Origin of the sequence: Paraglaciecola sp. 20A4 (genome assembly GCF_011378905.1) — a bacterium.
In the GTDB taxonomy this organism is placed as follows: Bacteria; Pseudomonadota; Gammaproteobacteria; order Enterobacterales; family Alteromonadaceae; genus Paraglaciecola.
Window position 1 is genome coordinate 50,507 of record NZ_WTPY01000001.1, and the last position, 15,974, is coordinate 66,480.

General features: G+C 45.3%; 12 protein-coding genes and 1 pseudogene. 12 read left to right on the plus strand and 1 reads right to left on the minus strand.

Going from position 1 to position 15,974, the window contains the following annotated elements:
* Positions 1 to 102: 102 nt before the first annotated feature.
* A complete protein-coding gene (locus GQS54_RS00215; protein ID WP_166422011.1) occupies positions 103 to 1,071 on the minus strand; it encodes a helix-turn-helix domain-containing protein in 969 nt (322 codons plus the stop codon).
* A gap of 138 nt (positions 1,072 to 1,209) precedes the next feature.
* Here GQS54_RS00215 and GQS54_RS00220 point away from each other — a divergent pair, with 138 nt between their 5' ends.
* The 12 genes and pseudogenes from GQS54_RS00220 (at position 1,210) to GQS54_RS00275 (ending at position 15,828) form a co-directional block, all read left to right on the plus strand.
* On the plus strand, positions 1,210 to 2,364 hold the full coding sequence (locus tag GQS54_RS00220) for an acyl-CoA dehydrogenase family protein (protein WP_166422012.1): 1,155 nt from the start codon (positions 1,210 to 1,212) through the stop codon (positions 2,362 to 2,364).
* A gap of 75 nt (positions 2,365 to 2,439) precedes the next feature.
* Positions 2,440 to 3,402 carry a nitronate monooxygenase gene (locus GQS54_RS00225; RefSeq protein ID WP_166422013.1) on the plus strand — a complete coding sequence of 321 codons (963 nt, stop codon included), beginning with the start codon at positions 2,440 to 2,442 and terminating at the stop codon, positions 3,400 to 3,402.
* 59 nt (positions 3,403 to 3,461) lie between these two features.
* On the plus strand, positions 3,462 to 5,075 hold the full coding sequence (locus tag GQS54_RS00230) for an acyl-CoA carboxylase subunit beta (protein ID WP_166422014.1): 1,614 nt from the start codon (positions 3,462 to 3,464) through the stop codon (positions 5,073 to 5,075).
* A 77-nt stretch (positions 5,076 to 5,152) separates the two neighbouring features.
* A complete protein-coding gene (locus tag GQS54_RS00235; RefSeq protein WP_166422015.1) occupies positions 5,153 to 5,965 on the plus strand; it encodes an enoyl-CoA hydratase/isomerase family protein in 813 nt (270 codons plus the stop codon).
* A 67-nt stretch (positions 5,966 to 6,032) separates the two neighbouring features.
* Entirely contained in the window at positions 6,033 to 8,009 is a 1,977-nt protein-coding gene (locus GQS54_RS00240; RefSeq protein WP_166422016.1) for a biotin carboxylase N-terminal domain-containing protein, read from the plus strand.
* Positions 8,010 to 8,020: 11 nt separating this feature from the next.
* The gene (locus GQS54_RS00245) at positions 8,021 to 9,814 is read left to right on the plus strand and encodes an acyclic terpene utilization AtuA family protein (protein ID WP_166422017.1); all 1,794 of its coding nucleotides are present in this window, start codon (positions 8,021 to 8,023) and stop codon (positions 9,812 to 9,814) included.
* A 65-nt stretch (positions 9,815 to 9,879) separates the two neighbouring features.
* Positions 9,880 to 10,752 carry an SDR family oxidoreductase gene (locus GQS54_RS00250; protein ID WP_166422018.1) on the plus strand — a complete coding sequence of 291 codons (873 nt, stop codon included), beginning with the start codon at positions 9,880 to 9,882 and terminating at the stop codon, positions 10,750 to 10,752.
* A 117-nt stretch (positions 10,753 to 10,869) separates the two neighbouring features.
* Complete coding sequence (locus GQS54_RS00255; RefSeq protein WP_166422019.1) at positions 10,870 to 12,465, plus strand: class I adenylate-forming enzyme family protein; 1,596 nt, start codon at positions 10,870 to 10,872, stop codon at positions 12,463 to 12,465.
* Between the two features lie 325 nt (positions 12,466 to 12,790).
* Positions 12,791 to 13,114: pseudogene (locus GQS54_RS00260) on the plus strand (N-formylglutamate amidohydrolase); the annotation flags it as partial.
* 436 nt (positions 13,115 to 13,550) lie between these two features.
* Positions 13,551 to 13,829: a hypothetical protein gene (locus GQS54_RS23145; protein WP_240919782.1), complete on the plus strand. Its 279-nt coding sequence runs from the start codon at positions 13,551 to 13,553 to the stop codon at positions 13,827 to 13,829.
* Between the two features lie 326 nt (positions 13,830 to 14,155).
* Positions 14,156 to 14,437, plus strand: coding sequence for a hypothetical protein (locus GQS54_RS00270; protein WP_166422020.1), 282 nt, complete (start codon positions 14,156 to 14,158; stop codon positions 14,435 to 14,437).
* Positions 14,438 to 14,940: 503 nt separating this feature from the next.
* Positions 14,941 to 15,828: a transporter gene (locus GQS54_RS00275; protein WP_166422021.1), complete on the plus strand. Its 888-nt coding sequence runs from the start codon at positions 14,941 to 14,943 to the stop codon at positions 15,826 to 15,828.
* Positions 15,829 to 15,974 lie beyond the last annotated feature (146 nt).

The window sequence follows — 15,974 nt, forward strand, 5'->3', positions numbered from 1 at the left end:
CAGCGCCAATGTTATGGTCGTTTTTCTGTATAAAAATAGTTATATTTTCTTTTGTTTGCTTCTATCACACCCACGCGTCATTCGAAAAATACGCTGTTATTCTTAATGGGTGCGATAATTTTGGCGCCACGCAGAAGCGTTCATGCCATATGTTCGCTTGAATAACCGCGTAAAGTGCCCCGGATCTTGGTATCCCACAGCCCAAGCAATTTCTTCAATATTCTTGTCGCTATGCTTGAGGTATTCTTTGCCTTGCTCAATTCTCAATTGCTGAATATAAGCGAGGGGCGTTTCGCCAGTGGCATCTTTAAAGCGTCGCTTAAAAGTCCGGGAGCTCATATTGGCTTTACTCGCTAGTTCCTCAATCGTCACTGGCGTCATAAAGTGAATTTCCAACCACTGCTGTACCGATAAGATTTCATCGTCTTGATGGTAGGTTTGATGACCTATGGATGTAAACTCCCCTGAATATCCACGCCGGAAGTCGACGAGAAAGGCATGCTCTACTGACTTTCCGACCTCCGGACAAGATAGTCGAGAGAGCAAATAGACCATTATCTCCAATGCTGCGTTCATGCCTGCTGAGCAGTATATTTCTCCTGTCGCCGTAATGTAGCGGTCGGGACGAACATCAACTTTTGGATATGAGCGCGCAAAGTGAGCTTGTTTATGCCAGTGGGTGGTGCTTATGCGGTCATCTAATAGCCCTGCCTCCGCCAAAAAGTAAGCCCCCGTTGCAGCGGCCATAATTGGCTTACCCTGTTTATGCCATTCTCTGAGGCGAGGATACAAAGCCCGTTGCTGAATAAGTAAGTCATCCATATCTCCCCAAACACCATGCAGAATAATTAAGTCAGTTTCTTGAATATCATTTAGAGAACAGTCTGGTGTTACTGCCAAGCCACTAAATGTAGCGGTAGGCTTACCATCTAACGTCACTAGCGACATATTAATGGGCTCGCCGAATAAACGTTGTTGTAACGTAGAGGCAAACGCTAATACGTCATGCGTCAGGCCAAGACTAAGGCCAAGTGTATTTTCACATGCGTATAGGGTGACGTGCTTCAACATTACGAATTGTCCTATTAAGTAAAACGGTATTATTTACATAAATGGCCTGAATGGCCAGTTAAATGTCCTGAGTAACGCTGTTAACATATTTTTTACACTTATAAGATGGTTGAAGATAATCTGATACTGGAAATGACAATGCAACATACCCAAGAGCATGAAGCGCTAAGAAAGACGGTTCGAGATTTTGTAGATCGGGAAATGGACCCGTTTGTAGAAGAGTGGGAAAACGCTGGTAAAGCGCCATTACATTCTCTATTCAAGAAGATGGGCGACTTAGGTTTATTAGGCATTCACAAGCCAGAAGCCTTTGGTGGCTCAGGTTTAGATTACAGTTATAACTTAGTGTTTGCCGAAGAACTTGGGCGTGCCTATGGTGGCTCACTTCCCATGGCAATTGGCGTGCAAACGGATATGGCCACCCCCGCATTAGCACGATTTGGTAGCGATGAACTAAAGCGCGATTTTCTTCAACCAGCCATTGCTGGAGACATGGTCGCGTGCATAGGCGTCAGCGAACCTGGAGCGGGTTCTGATGTAGCGGGTTTAAAAACCACCGCGAAAAGCGACGGTGATGATTACGTCATAAATGGCACCAAAATGTGGATCACCAATGCAACCCAAGGCGATTGGATTTGTTTATTAGCCAATACTTCTGATGGGAATGTGCATGCCAATAAATCTCTTATTATTGTTCCACTGGATACAGCGGGCATTGAGATATCAAAACCACTAAACAAGATGGGTATGCGCGCCAGTGATACCGCACAAATATTTTTTGATAATGTGCGGGTTCCGAAGCGCTATCGGATTGGCGAAGAGAACAGCGGCTTTGCAATGCAGATGATGCAATTTCAAGAAGAGCGAATGTATGCCGCTGCCGCTGCCATTAAAGGAATGGAGCGAATTATCCAAGACACCATTCAGTGGTGCCGTGAACGTCAAACCTTTGGTCAGCCAGTATTAAATAATCAAGTTGTACATTTCAAGCTTGCTGAATTGCAAACTGAAGTTGAGTGTCTTCGCGCACTAACGTGGAAAGCCTGTCATCAACACGTGAATGGCGAAGACGCTACCAATCTAGCCTCTATGGCGAAACTTAAATCTGGACGACTGTGGCGAGAAGTCACCGATGGCTGCCTGCAGTATTGGGGCGGTATGGGGTTTATGTGGGATAACGTGGTTGCAAGAGCCTATCGTGATACGCGAATTTTGTCGATTGCCGGGGGCAGTGACGAAATGATGTTGGGTATTATCGCGAAGAACATGGACATATTTCCTAAGCGCAGATAAGAGCATCTTAGCTGGGTAATTTAACCCAGCAAGTCTTTTAGATGGGTATTTGGTTAAGGTAAAAAGGAAATCGATATGGCTATTCCAGCATTTTTTCACAATAAATTAAGTTTGCCGGTTATTTGCGCGCCGATGTTCTTAGTGTCTAGTCCAAAGTTGGTCATCAGTGCTTGTAAGAACGGTATTGTGGGCTCGTTCCCAACATTTAATACTCGTACACAGGACTTGCTCGACAGTTGGATAGACGAAATATCGACAGAATTGACTGCTTACGCTAAGTCACATCCTGATAAACCTGTTGCACCTTTTGCGGTTAATCTTGTGGTTCATCCATCGAATACGCGCTTAGACAAAGACCGTGAGGTGGTGAAAAAGCATCAAGTGCCTTTTGTTATCACCAGCCAAGGCAATCCGGCTCAGGTAGTCGAAGAAGTGCATCAATGGGGGGGGATCGTATTTCATGACGTTATTCGAGCCGATCACGCTAAAAAAGCCATCGAGGCGGGTGTTGACGGCATCATCATCGTTACTGCTGGTGCGGGTGGACACGCCGGTGAGATCAACCCCTTCGCCTTGGTCAGAGAAATACGTGAATTTTGGCATGGTCCGCTAGCCCTAGCTGGCGCAATTAACGATGGTTACGGTGTGCGAGCCGCTGAGATTTTAGGGGCTGATTTTAGTTACATGGGCACGCGATTTATCGCTACAGAAGAAGCCGAAGTAGAAGCTGATTATAAATCAATGTTGGTCTGTTCAGAAATTAAAGATCTTATCTATACCGATACCTTCACTGGGGTGAAATGTAACTTCCTAAAGCCCTCGATTGCGCGCGCTGGAGTTGACCTAGAAAGCTTTCAGGCCAAATCACACGTCGACCTCGACCTAGGTGAAAGCAATGCATGGAAAGACTTTTGGAGTGCAGGGCATGGCGTGTCTGGAATTAAACACGTTTTACCTATGGCCGAATTGGTGAAACAGCTTAAAAACGAATATCAAGGGGCAATAGAGATGTCCGCTTTTACTTCCAAAGGCACATGACGTGAACCAGCGGGCGATCAACTACTATCTTTCACTAACAACAAATACGGGTTAGAAAAATGGCAATCATTCAGTCGCAGCTTGATACACGATCAGCACAATACAAGCAAAATGCCGGTGTGATGCTCGACGCTGTAGAAGAGGTGCGTGGTATCGAAAAACGCGTTATTCAAAATGCTCAGGAAAAAGCTCCGCGCTATATCAAACGGGGTTTACTTCCGCCTAGAGAACGGCTCAATCTGTTACTTGATCCCGGCGCGCCTTTTCTGGAGCTATCGACCTTATGTGGATACATGCAAGAGGGCGACACCGACGGTTCGGCCGCAGGTTGTGGGGTAATCGTCGGTATGGGTTATGTTTCCGGTACTCGTTGCATGGTGATGGTCGATGACTACCTAACAAAAGGTGGCAGTATCACCCAACTAGGCAGCACTAAACGCTTACGCATGTACAATATTGCACTGCAAAACAAATTGCCGGTTTTAGCCTTAGCACAAAGTGGTGGCGGTGATTTGACTTCATTGGGCGACTGGTTTGGTTTTTCCGGTGCAGGCTTCGCATTGCAGGCCAAGCTATCTGCTGCAGGGATACCGCAAATTACCGTTGTGCACGGCAGTGCCACGGCCGGAGGGGCATACCAACCGGGATTATCAGATTATGTGGTGATGATCCGTAAACAATCTACTGTGTATCTTGCTGGGCCACCCTTGCTAAAAGCGGCCACCGGTGAGATTGCCACAGATGAAGAAATTGGCGGAGCAGAAATGCATAGCTCGGTTTCTGGAGTGGCAGATTATCAAGCTGAAAATGACGCTGATGGCATTCGTATAGCGCGAGAAATTACCCATAGTTTAGGTTGGAATAGCAACCGCCCAACACCAGCTAATAATACCAACGTTGCACCTTTGTATGACGCTGAAGAATTGCTAGGTATTGTCCCCGAAGATGCTAAAACGCCTTATGATGTACGCGAGATTATTGCACGAATAGCCGATGGTTCAAACTTCCTCGATTTTAAATCGGACTATGACTTAGGCACGGTTTGCGGGCATCTAGAACTATGCGGTATGCCTTGTGGAGTGATTGGCAACAATGGGCCTATTACCGCACAAGGGGCAGCTAAAGCCGCCCAATTTATTCAATTATGCCAACAAACTAGTATGCCTATCTTATTTCTGCATAACACTACCGGCTTTCTGGTAGGAACCGAATCTGAGCGTGCAGGTATCATCAAACATGGCGCAAAACTTATTCAAGCTGTGACCAATACCACCGTACCCAAAATTAGCCTTGTTGTAGGCGGCTCATTTGGTGCAGGCAACTATGCCATGGCGGGACGCGGTATCGACCCGCGCTTTATGTTTGCATGGCCTCGCTCGGTAGTCTCCGTTATGGGGCCTGCGCAAGCGGGCAGCGTATTAAGAACCGTGGCAAAAGCAAAGATGGCCAGAAGCGGTGAAATTGATGAAGACAAACTCGATGCGCTAGAACAAAAGACCGTAGATGTTATTGAAGCTCGCTCGCGCGCTTTGGCCAATTCTGCCCGCTTGTGGGACGACGGCATCATTGACCCCCGCGATTCTCGAGAGGTGTTGGCGTATGCATTAGCTATCTGCCAAGAAGGGGATAATCGCAAGCTTAATGGTAATACCTTCGGCATTGCGCGTTTCTAATGATAAAGGTTTTACGGAGCAAAGGCCTGAGTGTCGAATTGGCTTCGCCGTATATGCAATTTTAAGAGATATGCTACATGTTGACCGTTAAACAGCAAGACTACCAAGAGATTTTAGTTGCACAAAATAAGGGGGTGTTAACCATCACCTTGAATCGTCCACATAAGAAAAATGCGATGAATTTAGCCTTGGTTAATGAAGTGACCGAGATCTTTGCCAGTATCTGTGATGACAGGGATATTCGGGCTGTGATTCTTCGCGGCAGTGACGGAAATTTTTGTGCTGGTGGAGATATTTCTGACATGCACAAGGATGCGGCTAATGAAGAGCAGCGACAGCGAACTGTTTGGGAATTCAATCGGAGTTTCGGCCGCATGATCACCCAAGTGAATCATGCACCACAAGTAGTCGTTAGTGTGCTTGAAGGTGCTGTGCTTGGCGGCGGCTTCGGTTTGGCTTGTGTTTCTGATGTGGCGATTACGGCTGAAAATGCATTTTTTTCAATGCCCGAAACGGGCCTGGGGATCATCCCTGCACAAATTGCTCCTTTTGTTGTGGCACGTATAGGGCTAACCCATGCACGTCGCTTGGCTTTGTTAGGTGAGCGAATTGATGGCGAAGAAGCCAAGGCATTGGGCATTGTACATTTTGTTAGCCATTCACCAAAGGAACTGCAAGACCAGCTCGATAGAGTGATCAAACATATCCGCCGTTGTGCCCCCCAAGCAAATGCCGCAACCAAAGCATTGATGTTGAAAGTCGGTCAAGTTGAGCTTGAAACTCTATTAGATGAAGCCGCAGATACATTTACTCAATCACTAACCAACGAAGAAGGCCAGGAAGGAACACAAGCATTCTTGCAAAAACGAAAGCCAAAATGGAATGACTGATAAATCGCAGTCAGCTTGCACTTTCAACTAACTAGCAACGTCTAAGTGAATATATAACGGGTCGATAATGAAAACACTGAACAAAATACTGGTCGCCAACCGAGGCGAAATAGCGGTGAGGATAATCGAAACAGCTAGGCGCTTAGGGTATAGAACCGTGGCAATTTACAGTGATGCCGATAGTCAGGCCCGCCATGTGCTTAAAGCCGATCAGGCGGTGTGTGTTGGTCCGGCTAGTGTGTCAGATTCCTATTTAGTGGCGGAAAAAATTATAGCCGCAGCATTGAAAACAGGTGCCGATGCAATTCATCCCGGCTATGGATTTTTATCAGAAAATGCGTCGTTTGCCCGTGCATGTGATGACGCTGGTATCACCTTTATTGGCCCTGGCGCCGATGCTATTGAACTTATGGGTAGCAAACGACTATCAAAAGTTGCCATGCTGACGGCCGGCGTTCCGTGTATTGATGGCTATCAAAGCGAAGAACAAAGCGATGCCGTGCTGATGGAAAAGGCTCTGCAGATTGGCTTTCCTCTGATGGTTAAAGCATCGGCAGGTGGCGGCGGACGGGGTATGCGCTTGGTCAATCAGCAAAGTGAATTAGCTGATCAAATAAAAACAGCACGCTCTGAGGCTCAAAGTGCATTCGGCAGTGGCGAATTAATCTTAGAGCGTGCGGTTGTCGGGCCGCGTCATATTGAAATTCAGGTGTTCGCGGACACTTTTGGCAATACAGTTTATTTGGGTGAGCGAGATTGTTCGATACAACGACGACATCAAAAAGTGGTTGAAGAAGCGCCGTCTCCTTTTGTGGATGACGCTTTGCGGGAGCGAATGGGCCGAGCTGCCGTTGAAGCTGCTAAGGCGTGTCATTACATCGGTGCAGGCACAGTTGAGTTTTTAGTGGATAAAGATAAAAACTTCTATTTCCTAGAAATGAATACCCGCTTGCAAGTTGAACATCCAGTAACCGAAATGGTGACGGGCCAAGATCTGGTGGCATGGCAACTGATGGTAGCTGCAGGTGAGTCGCTTCCACTGACGCAAGAGCAAATTATTATAACCGGACACGCAATAGAAGTGCGCCTTTATGCTGAAGATCCCCGTCAAGGCTTTATGCCGCAAACGGGAGACGTTTTATTCTGGCAAACGCCCGAGCAGCGCGAAGGCATTCGCATCGATCATGGTATCAACCTCGCTGACGTAATCAGTGCCCATTACGATCCTATGCTGGCGAAAATTATTGCTTATGGTGATAACCGTTCAACCGCTGTGCGTCGTCTTACTAGTGCCATCCAAGACACCCAATTATTAGGTGTGAATAGCAACAAACACTTTTTAGAAAAAGTACTTCAACATCCGATATTTCAGGCCGGTGAGGCTACCACTGCCTTTATCGAGCAACATTTATTTGATGACAGCAGCATTAAGCAAAATACCCCACATCTACGCACGCTAGCACGTGCAGCCACCGTTTATTATCAGCACGAGTTGGCAAATAGACATAACTGGGGCAGTGCTGCGGGCCAGGCATATAACTTTAAACTGGATTTCAATAGCCAGATATACGATGTGAACCTTGCAAAGCAAGGGAACCTCTACTTGGTGACGACCAATCAAGGACAAACCCAGTTAACGCTAATGTTTCAGCATAACAATCAGTGCGTGGTGATTGAAGATGGCGTCCGTGAAGCCTTTTATTATGCACTACAGCAAGATGTGCTGTATTTAGACGATGGTACGGGTCACTACAAATTTGACAATGTTACTCATAAACCGGCCGTGGCGAGTGATACCGCAGGGAGTACAGAGGTTAAGGCCCCGATGGATGGCGTGATTGTCAATCTGTTGGTACAGGACAACGACGAAGTTGAAGTCGGGCAAATCATCGTCGTAATGGAAGCCATGAAGATGGAGCATCAAATGAAGGCGGCGGTTAAGGGGAGAGTTAATTTTGTCGGTGTGGCAGTTGGCCAACAGGTCAAGTCCAAGCAGCTTTTAGTGGCTATAAGCGCAGATCAAGTGAAAGACAACCAAGAGTAATGTAGGTTTTTATGACAGACAAAACAGTAAGAATTGGTGGAGCCTCGGCATTTTACGGAGACAGTCAACTATCGGCTCGACAGTTGGTTGATGGTGGTGACATCGACTACTTAGTTTTTGACTATTTAGCCGAAGTAACTATGGCGATATTGTCCCAAGCGCGCACCAAGAATGATAACTACGGTTATGCCGTTGATTTCGTCACAGTCGCAATGAAAGATGTATTGGCCGATTGCGCTAAAAAGGGCATTAAAGTAATTGCCAATGCTGGTGGCATGAATGTTCCAAGCTGCATTGCAGCGCTTAAGCAACTTTGTACCGAACTCGGTATTAAACTCAATATTGCCGGTGTTTACGGTGATGACTTATCTGCAAAGCGTGATGAGCTAGGTGATTATGATTTGTCGGAGTTGCAAACCAGAGCTCCCTTGCCCCCAAATTTGGCTAGCATCAATGCGTACTTAGGCGCGCGGCCTATTGTTGATGCCTTGGCCGCTGGCGCTGATGTTGTGGTGACAGGACGTATCGTGGATAGCGCGCTGGTGATTGCTCCATTGATACATGAATTCTCTTGGCGTGAAAATGATTACGACAAGTTAGCCCAAGGAGCACTGGCAGGACATGTATTGGAGTGCGGGGCACAATGTACCGGCGGTAATTTTACCGATTGGCATCTGGTACCAGATTTCTCCAATATGAGCTATCCGGTGGCAGAAGTAAGCAGTAACGGTGAATTTGATGTGTGCATTGCACCCAATACCGGCGGTTTGGTGAGCGTAGCCACTGTGGGTGAACAGGTGTTATATGAAATCGGTGATCCCGCCAATTACTTGCTGCCTGATGTTGCTTGCGACTTTAGTAATATTGAGCTCAAACAAGTGGCTAAGGACCGTGTACGCGTTTCAGGGGCTAAAGGCCGGGCACCGGGTAATCAATATAAGATTTGTGCCACTTATGTGGATGGTTACAAGTTAATGAGCTCCTTCTTTATGGGGGGAGAGCGCAGCGTCGAAAAAGCCCAGACAAATGTCGCTGCACTTATCAACCGCACTGAAGGTGTTTTTGCTCAAAAAGGTTTACCTGCTTATCGTGATGTTAATCTAGAAATTATTGGTTCCGAAGCGACCTATGGTCCCCATGCTAAAACCCAAAATACGCGCGAAGTGATGGTTAAATTTGGCTTGCACCACGATAACAAGGCTGCTTTACAATTTGCTGCCAGTGAAATTGCTTTTCTTGCTACCTCAGCCGCACCTGGAATGAGTGGCTTTGGTGCTGGTCGTCCTAAACCGCAACCTTTGATACGGGTGCATTCAGCATTAATTGATAAGGCGTTGGTGCCAGTGACGGTGCAGCTGGACCAAAGTCCAATATCTGAAAAGTGTTATTTAAGCTCTGAGCATTCCGATCCTGCGATAGGGTCTTTATACCCCCCTCGTAGTATAGATAACACCCTACTGGCGGAAGATGAATGGGTCGATGTTCCCTTATCTAAGTTGGTATATGCGCGTAGCGGTGACAAAGGTAATAACGTCAATATTGGCATTATTTCACGTGAAGCCAAGTACCTACCCATTCTTTACCATCAAGTGACGGCAGCTGCGCTCAAAGACTACTTTGCTCATCAAGTTGAAGGTACCGTAGAGCGCTTTAACGTGCCGGGTTTAAATGGTTTTAATTTTCTGATGAGTGAAGCGCTGGGTGGCGGCGGAACGGCGTCACTTCGAATCGATTCCCAGGGCAAAGCGGCAGCGCAGATGCTGTTATCGATGAACGTTCAGGTTCCCAAAAGCTGGCGACTGTAAGCCAATTTACTACCCGTAGATTAAAATGATATCGACGGAAGTTTAATGATAAAAGAGGCAACATTATGGGTTATCAATCCAGTCTTGCAGCAAATAGTTTTCGTGGTAAGACCATTATTATTACGGGTGGAGGAAGCGGTATTGGGCGTTGCACTGCTCATGAGCTAGCGTCTCTCGGTGCCACCGTTGTGCTATTGGGACGTACTGTTGAAAAGCTACAAAAAACCGCGCGAGAAATCATTGATGATGGTGGTGATGCGCAATATTTACCATTAGATATTCGCGATGAGCAAAAAGTGATCGAAACAATTGGGCTTATTTTGATCAAGAACCGTCAAGTTCACGGCCTCATTAATATGGCTGGTGGTCAATTTCGCGCCCCCTTAGAGGCAATAAGCAAGAAAGGCTTTGAAGCTGTGGTGCAGACGAATTTAATCGGTGGTTTTTTAATGGCAAGGGAAATCTACAAACAACATTTTAAAGCTCATGGCGGCAGTATTGTTAACATTACCGCTGATAATAAAAACGGTATGCCAGGCATGGGACACTCCGGAGCCGCCAGAGCCGGGATTGAGAATTTCACCAAAACCGCCGCATGGGAATGGGGGCGACACGGGGTGCGGGTCAATACAGTTGCGCCAGGCTGGGTGGCATCGTCGGGTCTTGATACCTATCCAGAAGAAATGAAAATTGCGTTACGCAGTTTGAAATATGCTGTGCCGCTTGGGCGTATTGCTTGCGAGGCTGAAGTGTCCTCAGTTATCTGTTTTTTGTTGAGCGACGGAGCTAATTTTATTAGCGGACAATCTATTTGGGTTGATGGTGGCTCTAGCATGGGCTCGGCTCCAGCTATGTATCCATTAAGCCAAGATAAAGCAAGTAATAGCGAGACGTGCGACGGTTTTCATCGTTCTGAAATACCAGAGGTATTACGTTAAAAAAGACATTGAAGTTGCCGACAGACGTATTGCGATTTGCTCGGGTTATCGCGTCTTACTTTGGCAATTGCCTATAAAAAAATATGAAACGGTAAGTAATCGCCTAAGGAGCTAAAGATGAGAGATAAAGCACTGGAAAAGAATTTAATCGAACGTGTCGCAATGGGAGATTTATTGCGTCGGCGTAGCAGAGACAGTGCTCATCTGCCTGCATTAGTCGACTTTGTTGATAGCGTGCGTCACGAGATAACATACGGTGAGCTCAATAATCGAGTTAACCAGCTTGCACATGGCTTGATTTCCAAGGGCGTAAAACAAGGCGATAAGCTAGCGTTAATTTCGACCAACCAAAGTGACATGGTGGTCGTTTATTTTGCATGTTATAAACTTGGCGTGGTTGCCGTGCCAATTAACTTTATGCAAAGTGCCGATGATATTCGCTATAATTTTGAGCATAGCGAGTCTGTGGCTATCGTCTATCAAGGTATGTTTACTGACATAGTTATGGGCTTGATTGAAGGTAACGATAAGGTAAAACTGACTGTTCAAATCGGCAAGGAAAGGGGCAGCGCGAACGTTTCACTTGATGGGCTAATTGAAGGGCAAAGCACCAGTGAAATTGAAGATCGGATTATTGCTGATCGTGACACCGCTCATATGATTTATACCTCGGGCACCACTTCAAGACCTAAAGCAGTCGAATCCTCGCACTTAACCCTAACCATGGCGGCGCTAACCGGCGTTATTGAATTAGATATCAATAAACAAAACCGTTTGCTGTTAGTTTTGCCTTTGTTTCATTGCGCGTCTTTATCTATTTTACATCCCATTTTGATGCGCAGCGGTTGCGCTGTTTTGCATGCGGCATTTGAGCCTAACGTAATTGTTGACAGTATTGAGCAGGAAAAAATCGAAACTGTAGTTTTTCTTCCCATGATGTGGAATGCCTTGCTGGTTACAGCTGATATCGAGAAGCGAGACTTTAGTCACCTAAAGACAGGGGTTTACGCTATGGCAACAATGAATAGTCAAAATCTAGATAAAGTCAGAGAAACCTTTGGTTGTGCAATGCATCTAGGTAGCGGGCAAACTGAATTTGCGCCTGTGGCGTGTATGTTTTACGACAACGCAGCAACACAATTTGCGCAAGGAAATTATTGGGGGGTGCCAGTTTGTACTGTCGATCAAGCCGTTATCGATGAGTTTGGTAATGAACTGCCTGATGGCGAAGTTGGTGAAATAGTCTGGCGGGGAGCTCAGGCAATGAGTGGTTATTACAAAAATCCTCAGGCTTCTGATGAAGCAACTCAATTTGGCTGGCACCATACTGGAGACCTAGGCCTGATAGACAGCAAAGGGCAGTTACTCTTTATTGATAGGAAAAAAGATACCATTAAATCCGGTGGTGAAAATGTATCTTCGCAAAAAGTAGAACAGATCCTAGAATCGTTCAGCGGCGTGCAAAGAGCCGCTTCATTTGGTGTAGACCATCCGCATTGGGGAGAAGCCGTATGTGCTTGTGTTATCGCTGAGTTAGAAACAGAGCTGGATGTGACAGAAATAGAATTGTTTTGCAAAGCTCAGCTCGGAAAATTCGAAGTCCCTAAGGTTATTTTTATCTGCCAATCTCTGCCGATGACAGGTACTGGAAAAATTCGAAAAACTGAATTGCGTGACCAATATAGCGATATATTTGCCCACCTTAGTTCCTAAATATTCAACTTCACTATTCGCTCCGGTACTCACCAGCAGGTCGTGATTTGGCTTGATATAACATCTATTGGCTAGATCACTTTAGAGTGCTACGACGAAGGGGCAATGGTGTAAACAAGTTGATTGTTTGGGCTCATCGACTCACGGCATAATTTTTGTTCTTAATCAAAGCGGAATATCCTGTGTCTGTTACCTCTATTTCTGCGTCACTAAACGTGTTTCGCGATTTACCCGATGCTCCGCAACCCATTTATGCTAAATTAAAACAAGCAATTGCCTACTGAAGCAGAGGTCGTCAAAGCGCTGAGTTCGGTCATTAGCTGATTTCAACCGGGGAACCAATATCGCACTAGCATGTTATATTCAGTTCACTTACGCCTTGCAAAATAGTATTGCCTCGCGCTATAGCCAAGTGAGTCACAGCCGTTTTAAAGGTGGCTATATTACCCGACATTTTGGTCCGCTGAACAATCATATTCATGCAATACAGTTAGAACTGTCTCAGGCAACTTACTTAGATGACGATTGCCTTAAGCGAGGGGATTACCAATTAAGCCTGACAAAGGGACCTGTTATTCAGCAGCAGTTACAAGATATTATTAAGGGGCTGCTCACCACTTGCCTTGAATTAGACTTAAAGCCGTCATAAGGCTTATCAAGTATGTCGATGATGCAACCCAGGGTGATCATGCCCAGTAACAGGTGATTGTCGGTTGTTACTCCTCCCAAAAACTTCCCTAAATGACGCGCTGACATGGCGCGTCAGTAAATTGTTTAAAGCGCAGTTAATACGACAACAGCGAGTGGAAATTTTTACATTTGGCTTTCGCATAATTTTCATGTCCCCGAGTACATTACTACACCTTTTTTTGTCTTCCTTAATGTTAAATCCAAGCAGCAAAAGGCTTGGTGGGCAATTGATGATTATATTTTTTCGGGCCTGAATTTTGCTCTTATAATTTTGTTATTTGAGTAGAAGTTGTTATCCACAATTTACCTATTAAGGAATCTTTATGAGCGAAGTCATTACAGGTTTATTTGAAAAATCAATCGATGCTAGCACTGCCATTTTCAACTTATAGAACATGGGAATTCGGGAGTCGGATATCAGTATTGTCGCGAACGATTCATATTCTAAAGAAGATTTTGCCGTTGACGAAGGCAGTAAAGCGGCAGAAGGCGGCATCATAGGCGCAGCCTCCACAGGCGTGCTAGCGGCTGTTGTTGCCGGGTTTACAGCCGTCGGTGCGGTGGCTACCGGCGGTAGTGGATTATTAATCGCGGGCCCATTGGTGGCGGCTTTGGCCGCAGGTGGCGCGGGGGCGCGGGGGCGGCAGCGGGGGGAACAATTGGCGCAATTATAGGTGCGTTTATTCCTGAGCACGAAATTAAATACTATCAAGATGCAATCGACAAAGGCTCTATTTTGGTTGGTGTTAAGTATACCAGCGATAATAAAGATGATATCAAAAAGATATTAGAGACAGCCGGTGCCGATAAGGTGTCTACAGCATAAGACTTCTTCGATCGAACAAGTAAATGGCAGTGTCTGCTGCCATTACTTTTCATCAGGCTTAAGTCTACCTGAGACATTCTTTTTTAAACATTCAAGATGCTCAGAACTAGTCGGCTTGAGTCGCATATTGAACGCGTTATATAGGTGATTTACACACACTATTGGAGAGAAAAAATGAATAATTCAGTTGATACAAATAACCATGCGTCTCCTACCATAGCGGATACATTGAGTGAATCAGACAAACAGAATTTACACCAAGCGGCACAACCTACTGGTGACCAACGTCAAGGTAAAGGCTCGCGTCGGCGGATGTTAGCGGGCAAAGGAGTAGAGATTGCCAATCGCTGGCAACAATCCAATCTACGGCACCATATTCAGGAGCATCCTGTTCGGTCTGCGGGTTTAGTGCTACTGAGTGGCATATTAATTCGCTCATTGCTTAGCCGTAAATAAGTCAGTGCTTAGCTTGGGGGACTCAGCAGGGAGTCTATTCCTAAAACATTGGTTTTAAAGCTATGGGAATAATCGAATAATAGGGCTGAATTTTCAGCCCTATTTATGTTCCCAAAGCCAACCTAGGTCACCGTCCTGCTCGTAAGTTTATCGCCGTCATGTTCTTTTCACGATAACCATTGAATGACCACTTGGCGACGTTTGAAGCTAGGCAATTCGATGTTTTCACCTTTATATATTTAGGCCAAGTCTACACAAGGACTGGAACATAGTGAGTGTCGTTTATTGTTAGCGGTGGTTTGCGTCCATTAAGTGCTGTGTATCAAACAAGTTGTATCAATATGAGAAAACTGTCTATTTGGAACGTTTTGTTTTAAGACGTAAATTTATGCGTAAAGCGCATAAATAATGTTAATGGATTGTTTTAATTAACCTTTTTGTTAACGGAATGTAAATTGCTATATCAGGTAGTGAGCAATTAAAAATAATAAGGACGCATAAAAATGACATTCCAAATCAAAAAATCCTATCTAGCAGCCACATTGGCGTTGTCCGTTTGTACAACAGAGATATTCGCCGCCCAAGTATCAACCGATCCAGGGGATTATCAACCGCTACCAGCAGGCTATAATTTAGCCGTCCTGTATTACCAAAATACTGATAATGATGACTTTTATGTAGACGGTGACCGTATTAGTGGGGGCCCCACATTATCTACTGAGATTGGCATTGCACGATTTGTACACTATATGGAAATAGGTGGGTTCGTGGTTGATCCGCAATTTGCTATTCCCTTTGGAAGTGTCAAGTTAAATGCCGGCGACTCAGAATTGTCAGCTTCAGGGATGGGGGACCCCATAGTGGGTGCCACCATTTGGCTTTACAATAATGCTGAAACTAAAGCTTCATTTGGCCTAACTGGCTGGGTGTCACTACCATTAGGAAGCTACGACGAAGAGCAAGGTGGGATCAATTTAGGTGAAAATCGCTATAAATATATTACCCAAGCTGCTTATATGTCTCCCATGTTTAACAAATTCTCTTATGAATTAGTCGGTGAATATACTTTCTTTGGGGACAATGATGACTTCGGTAGCAATGGCATCACTAAGCAACAAGATGCACAGTATGGCGTGCAAACGCATTTAAATTATCATGTGTCGGACACAACAAAGCTATCTGTTAGTTACTATCATGATTTTGGTGCTGAATCTGAAGTCGCAGGCATTAAACAAAACGATGAATTAAATAATAGTCGTTTTCAGATCACCGCCCAACATTTTGTCGCCCCAGATTGGCAACTGCAGCTGCAATACGGTCGCAGTATTTCAGTGGAAAATGGCTTTTTCGCGAACTCATCAGTCTATCTTAGATTGCTAAAAGTCTTTTAATTTGAATTGATTTTATTGCTACTAGTAAGATGTTATTTTACAAAATTAACATCTTACTACCATTTGTATTGAACCCAGCCCCCTTTACCATTATATTCAAATCTTCCTGCTTTTTAAATCGACTCAGGTCTGAGCGGCATATGCGG

Coding starts and splice junctions, on each gene's coding strand:
- GQS54_RS00215 (WP_166422011.1), bottom strand. CDS start 1,071: ATGTTGAAGCACGTCACCCTATACGCATGTGAAAATACACTTGGCCTT.
- GQS54_RS00220 (WP_166422012.1), top strand. CDS start 1,210: ATGCAACATACCCAAGAGCATGAAGCGCTAAGAAAGACGGTTCGAGAT.
- GQS54_RS00225 (WP_166422013.1), top strand. CDS start 2,440: ATGGCTATTCCAGCATTTTTTCACAATAAATTAAGTTTGCCGGTTATT.
- GQS54_RS00230 (WP_166422014.1), top strand. CDS start 3,462: ATGGCAATCATTCAGTCGCAGCTTGATACACGATCAGCACAATACAAG.
- GQS54_RS00235 (WP_166422015.1), top strand. CDS start 5,153: ATGTTGACCGTTAAACAGCAAGACTACCAAGAGATTTTAGTTGCACAA.
- GQS54_RS00240 (WP_166422016.1), top strand. CDS start 6,033: ATGAAAACACTGAACAAAATACTGGTCGCCAACCGAGGCGAAATAGCG.
- GQS54_RS00245 (WP_166422017.1), top strand. CDS start 8,021: ATGACAGACAAAACAGTAAGAATTGGTGGAGCCTCGGCATTTTACGGA.
- GQS54_RS00250 (WP_166422018.1), top strand. CDS start 9,880: ATGGGTTATCAATCCAGTCTTGCAGCAAATAGTTTTCGTGGTAAGACC.
- GQS54_RS00255 (WP_166422019.1), top strand. CDS start 10,870: ATGAGAGATAAAGCACTGGAAAAGAATTTAATCGAACGTGTCGCAATG.
- GQS54_RS23145 (WP_240919782.1), top strand. CDS start 13,551: ATGGGAATTCGGGAGTCGGATATCAGTATTGTCGCGAACGATTCATAT.
- GQS54_RS00270 (WP_166422020.1), top strand. CDS start 14,156: ATGAATAATTCAGTTGATACAAATAACCATGCGTCTCCTACCATAGCG.
- GQS54_RS00275 (WP_166422021.1), top strand. CDS start 14,941: ATGACATTCCAAATCAAAAAATCCTATCTAGCAGCCACATTGGCGTTG.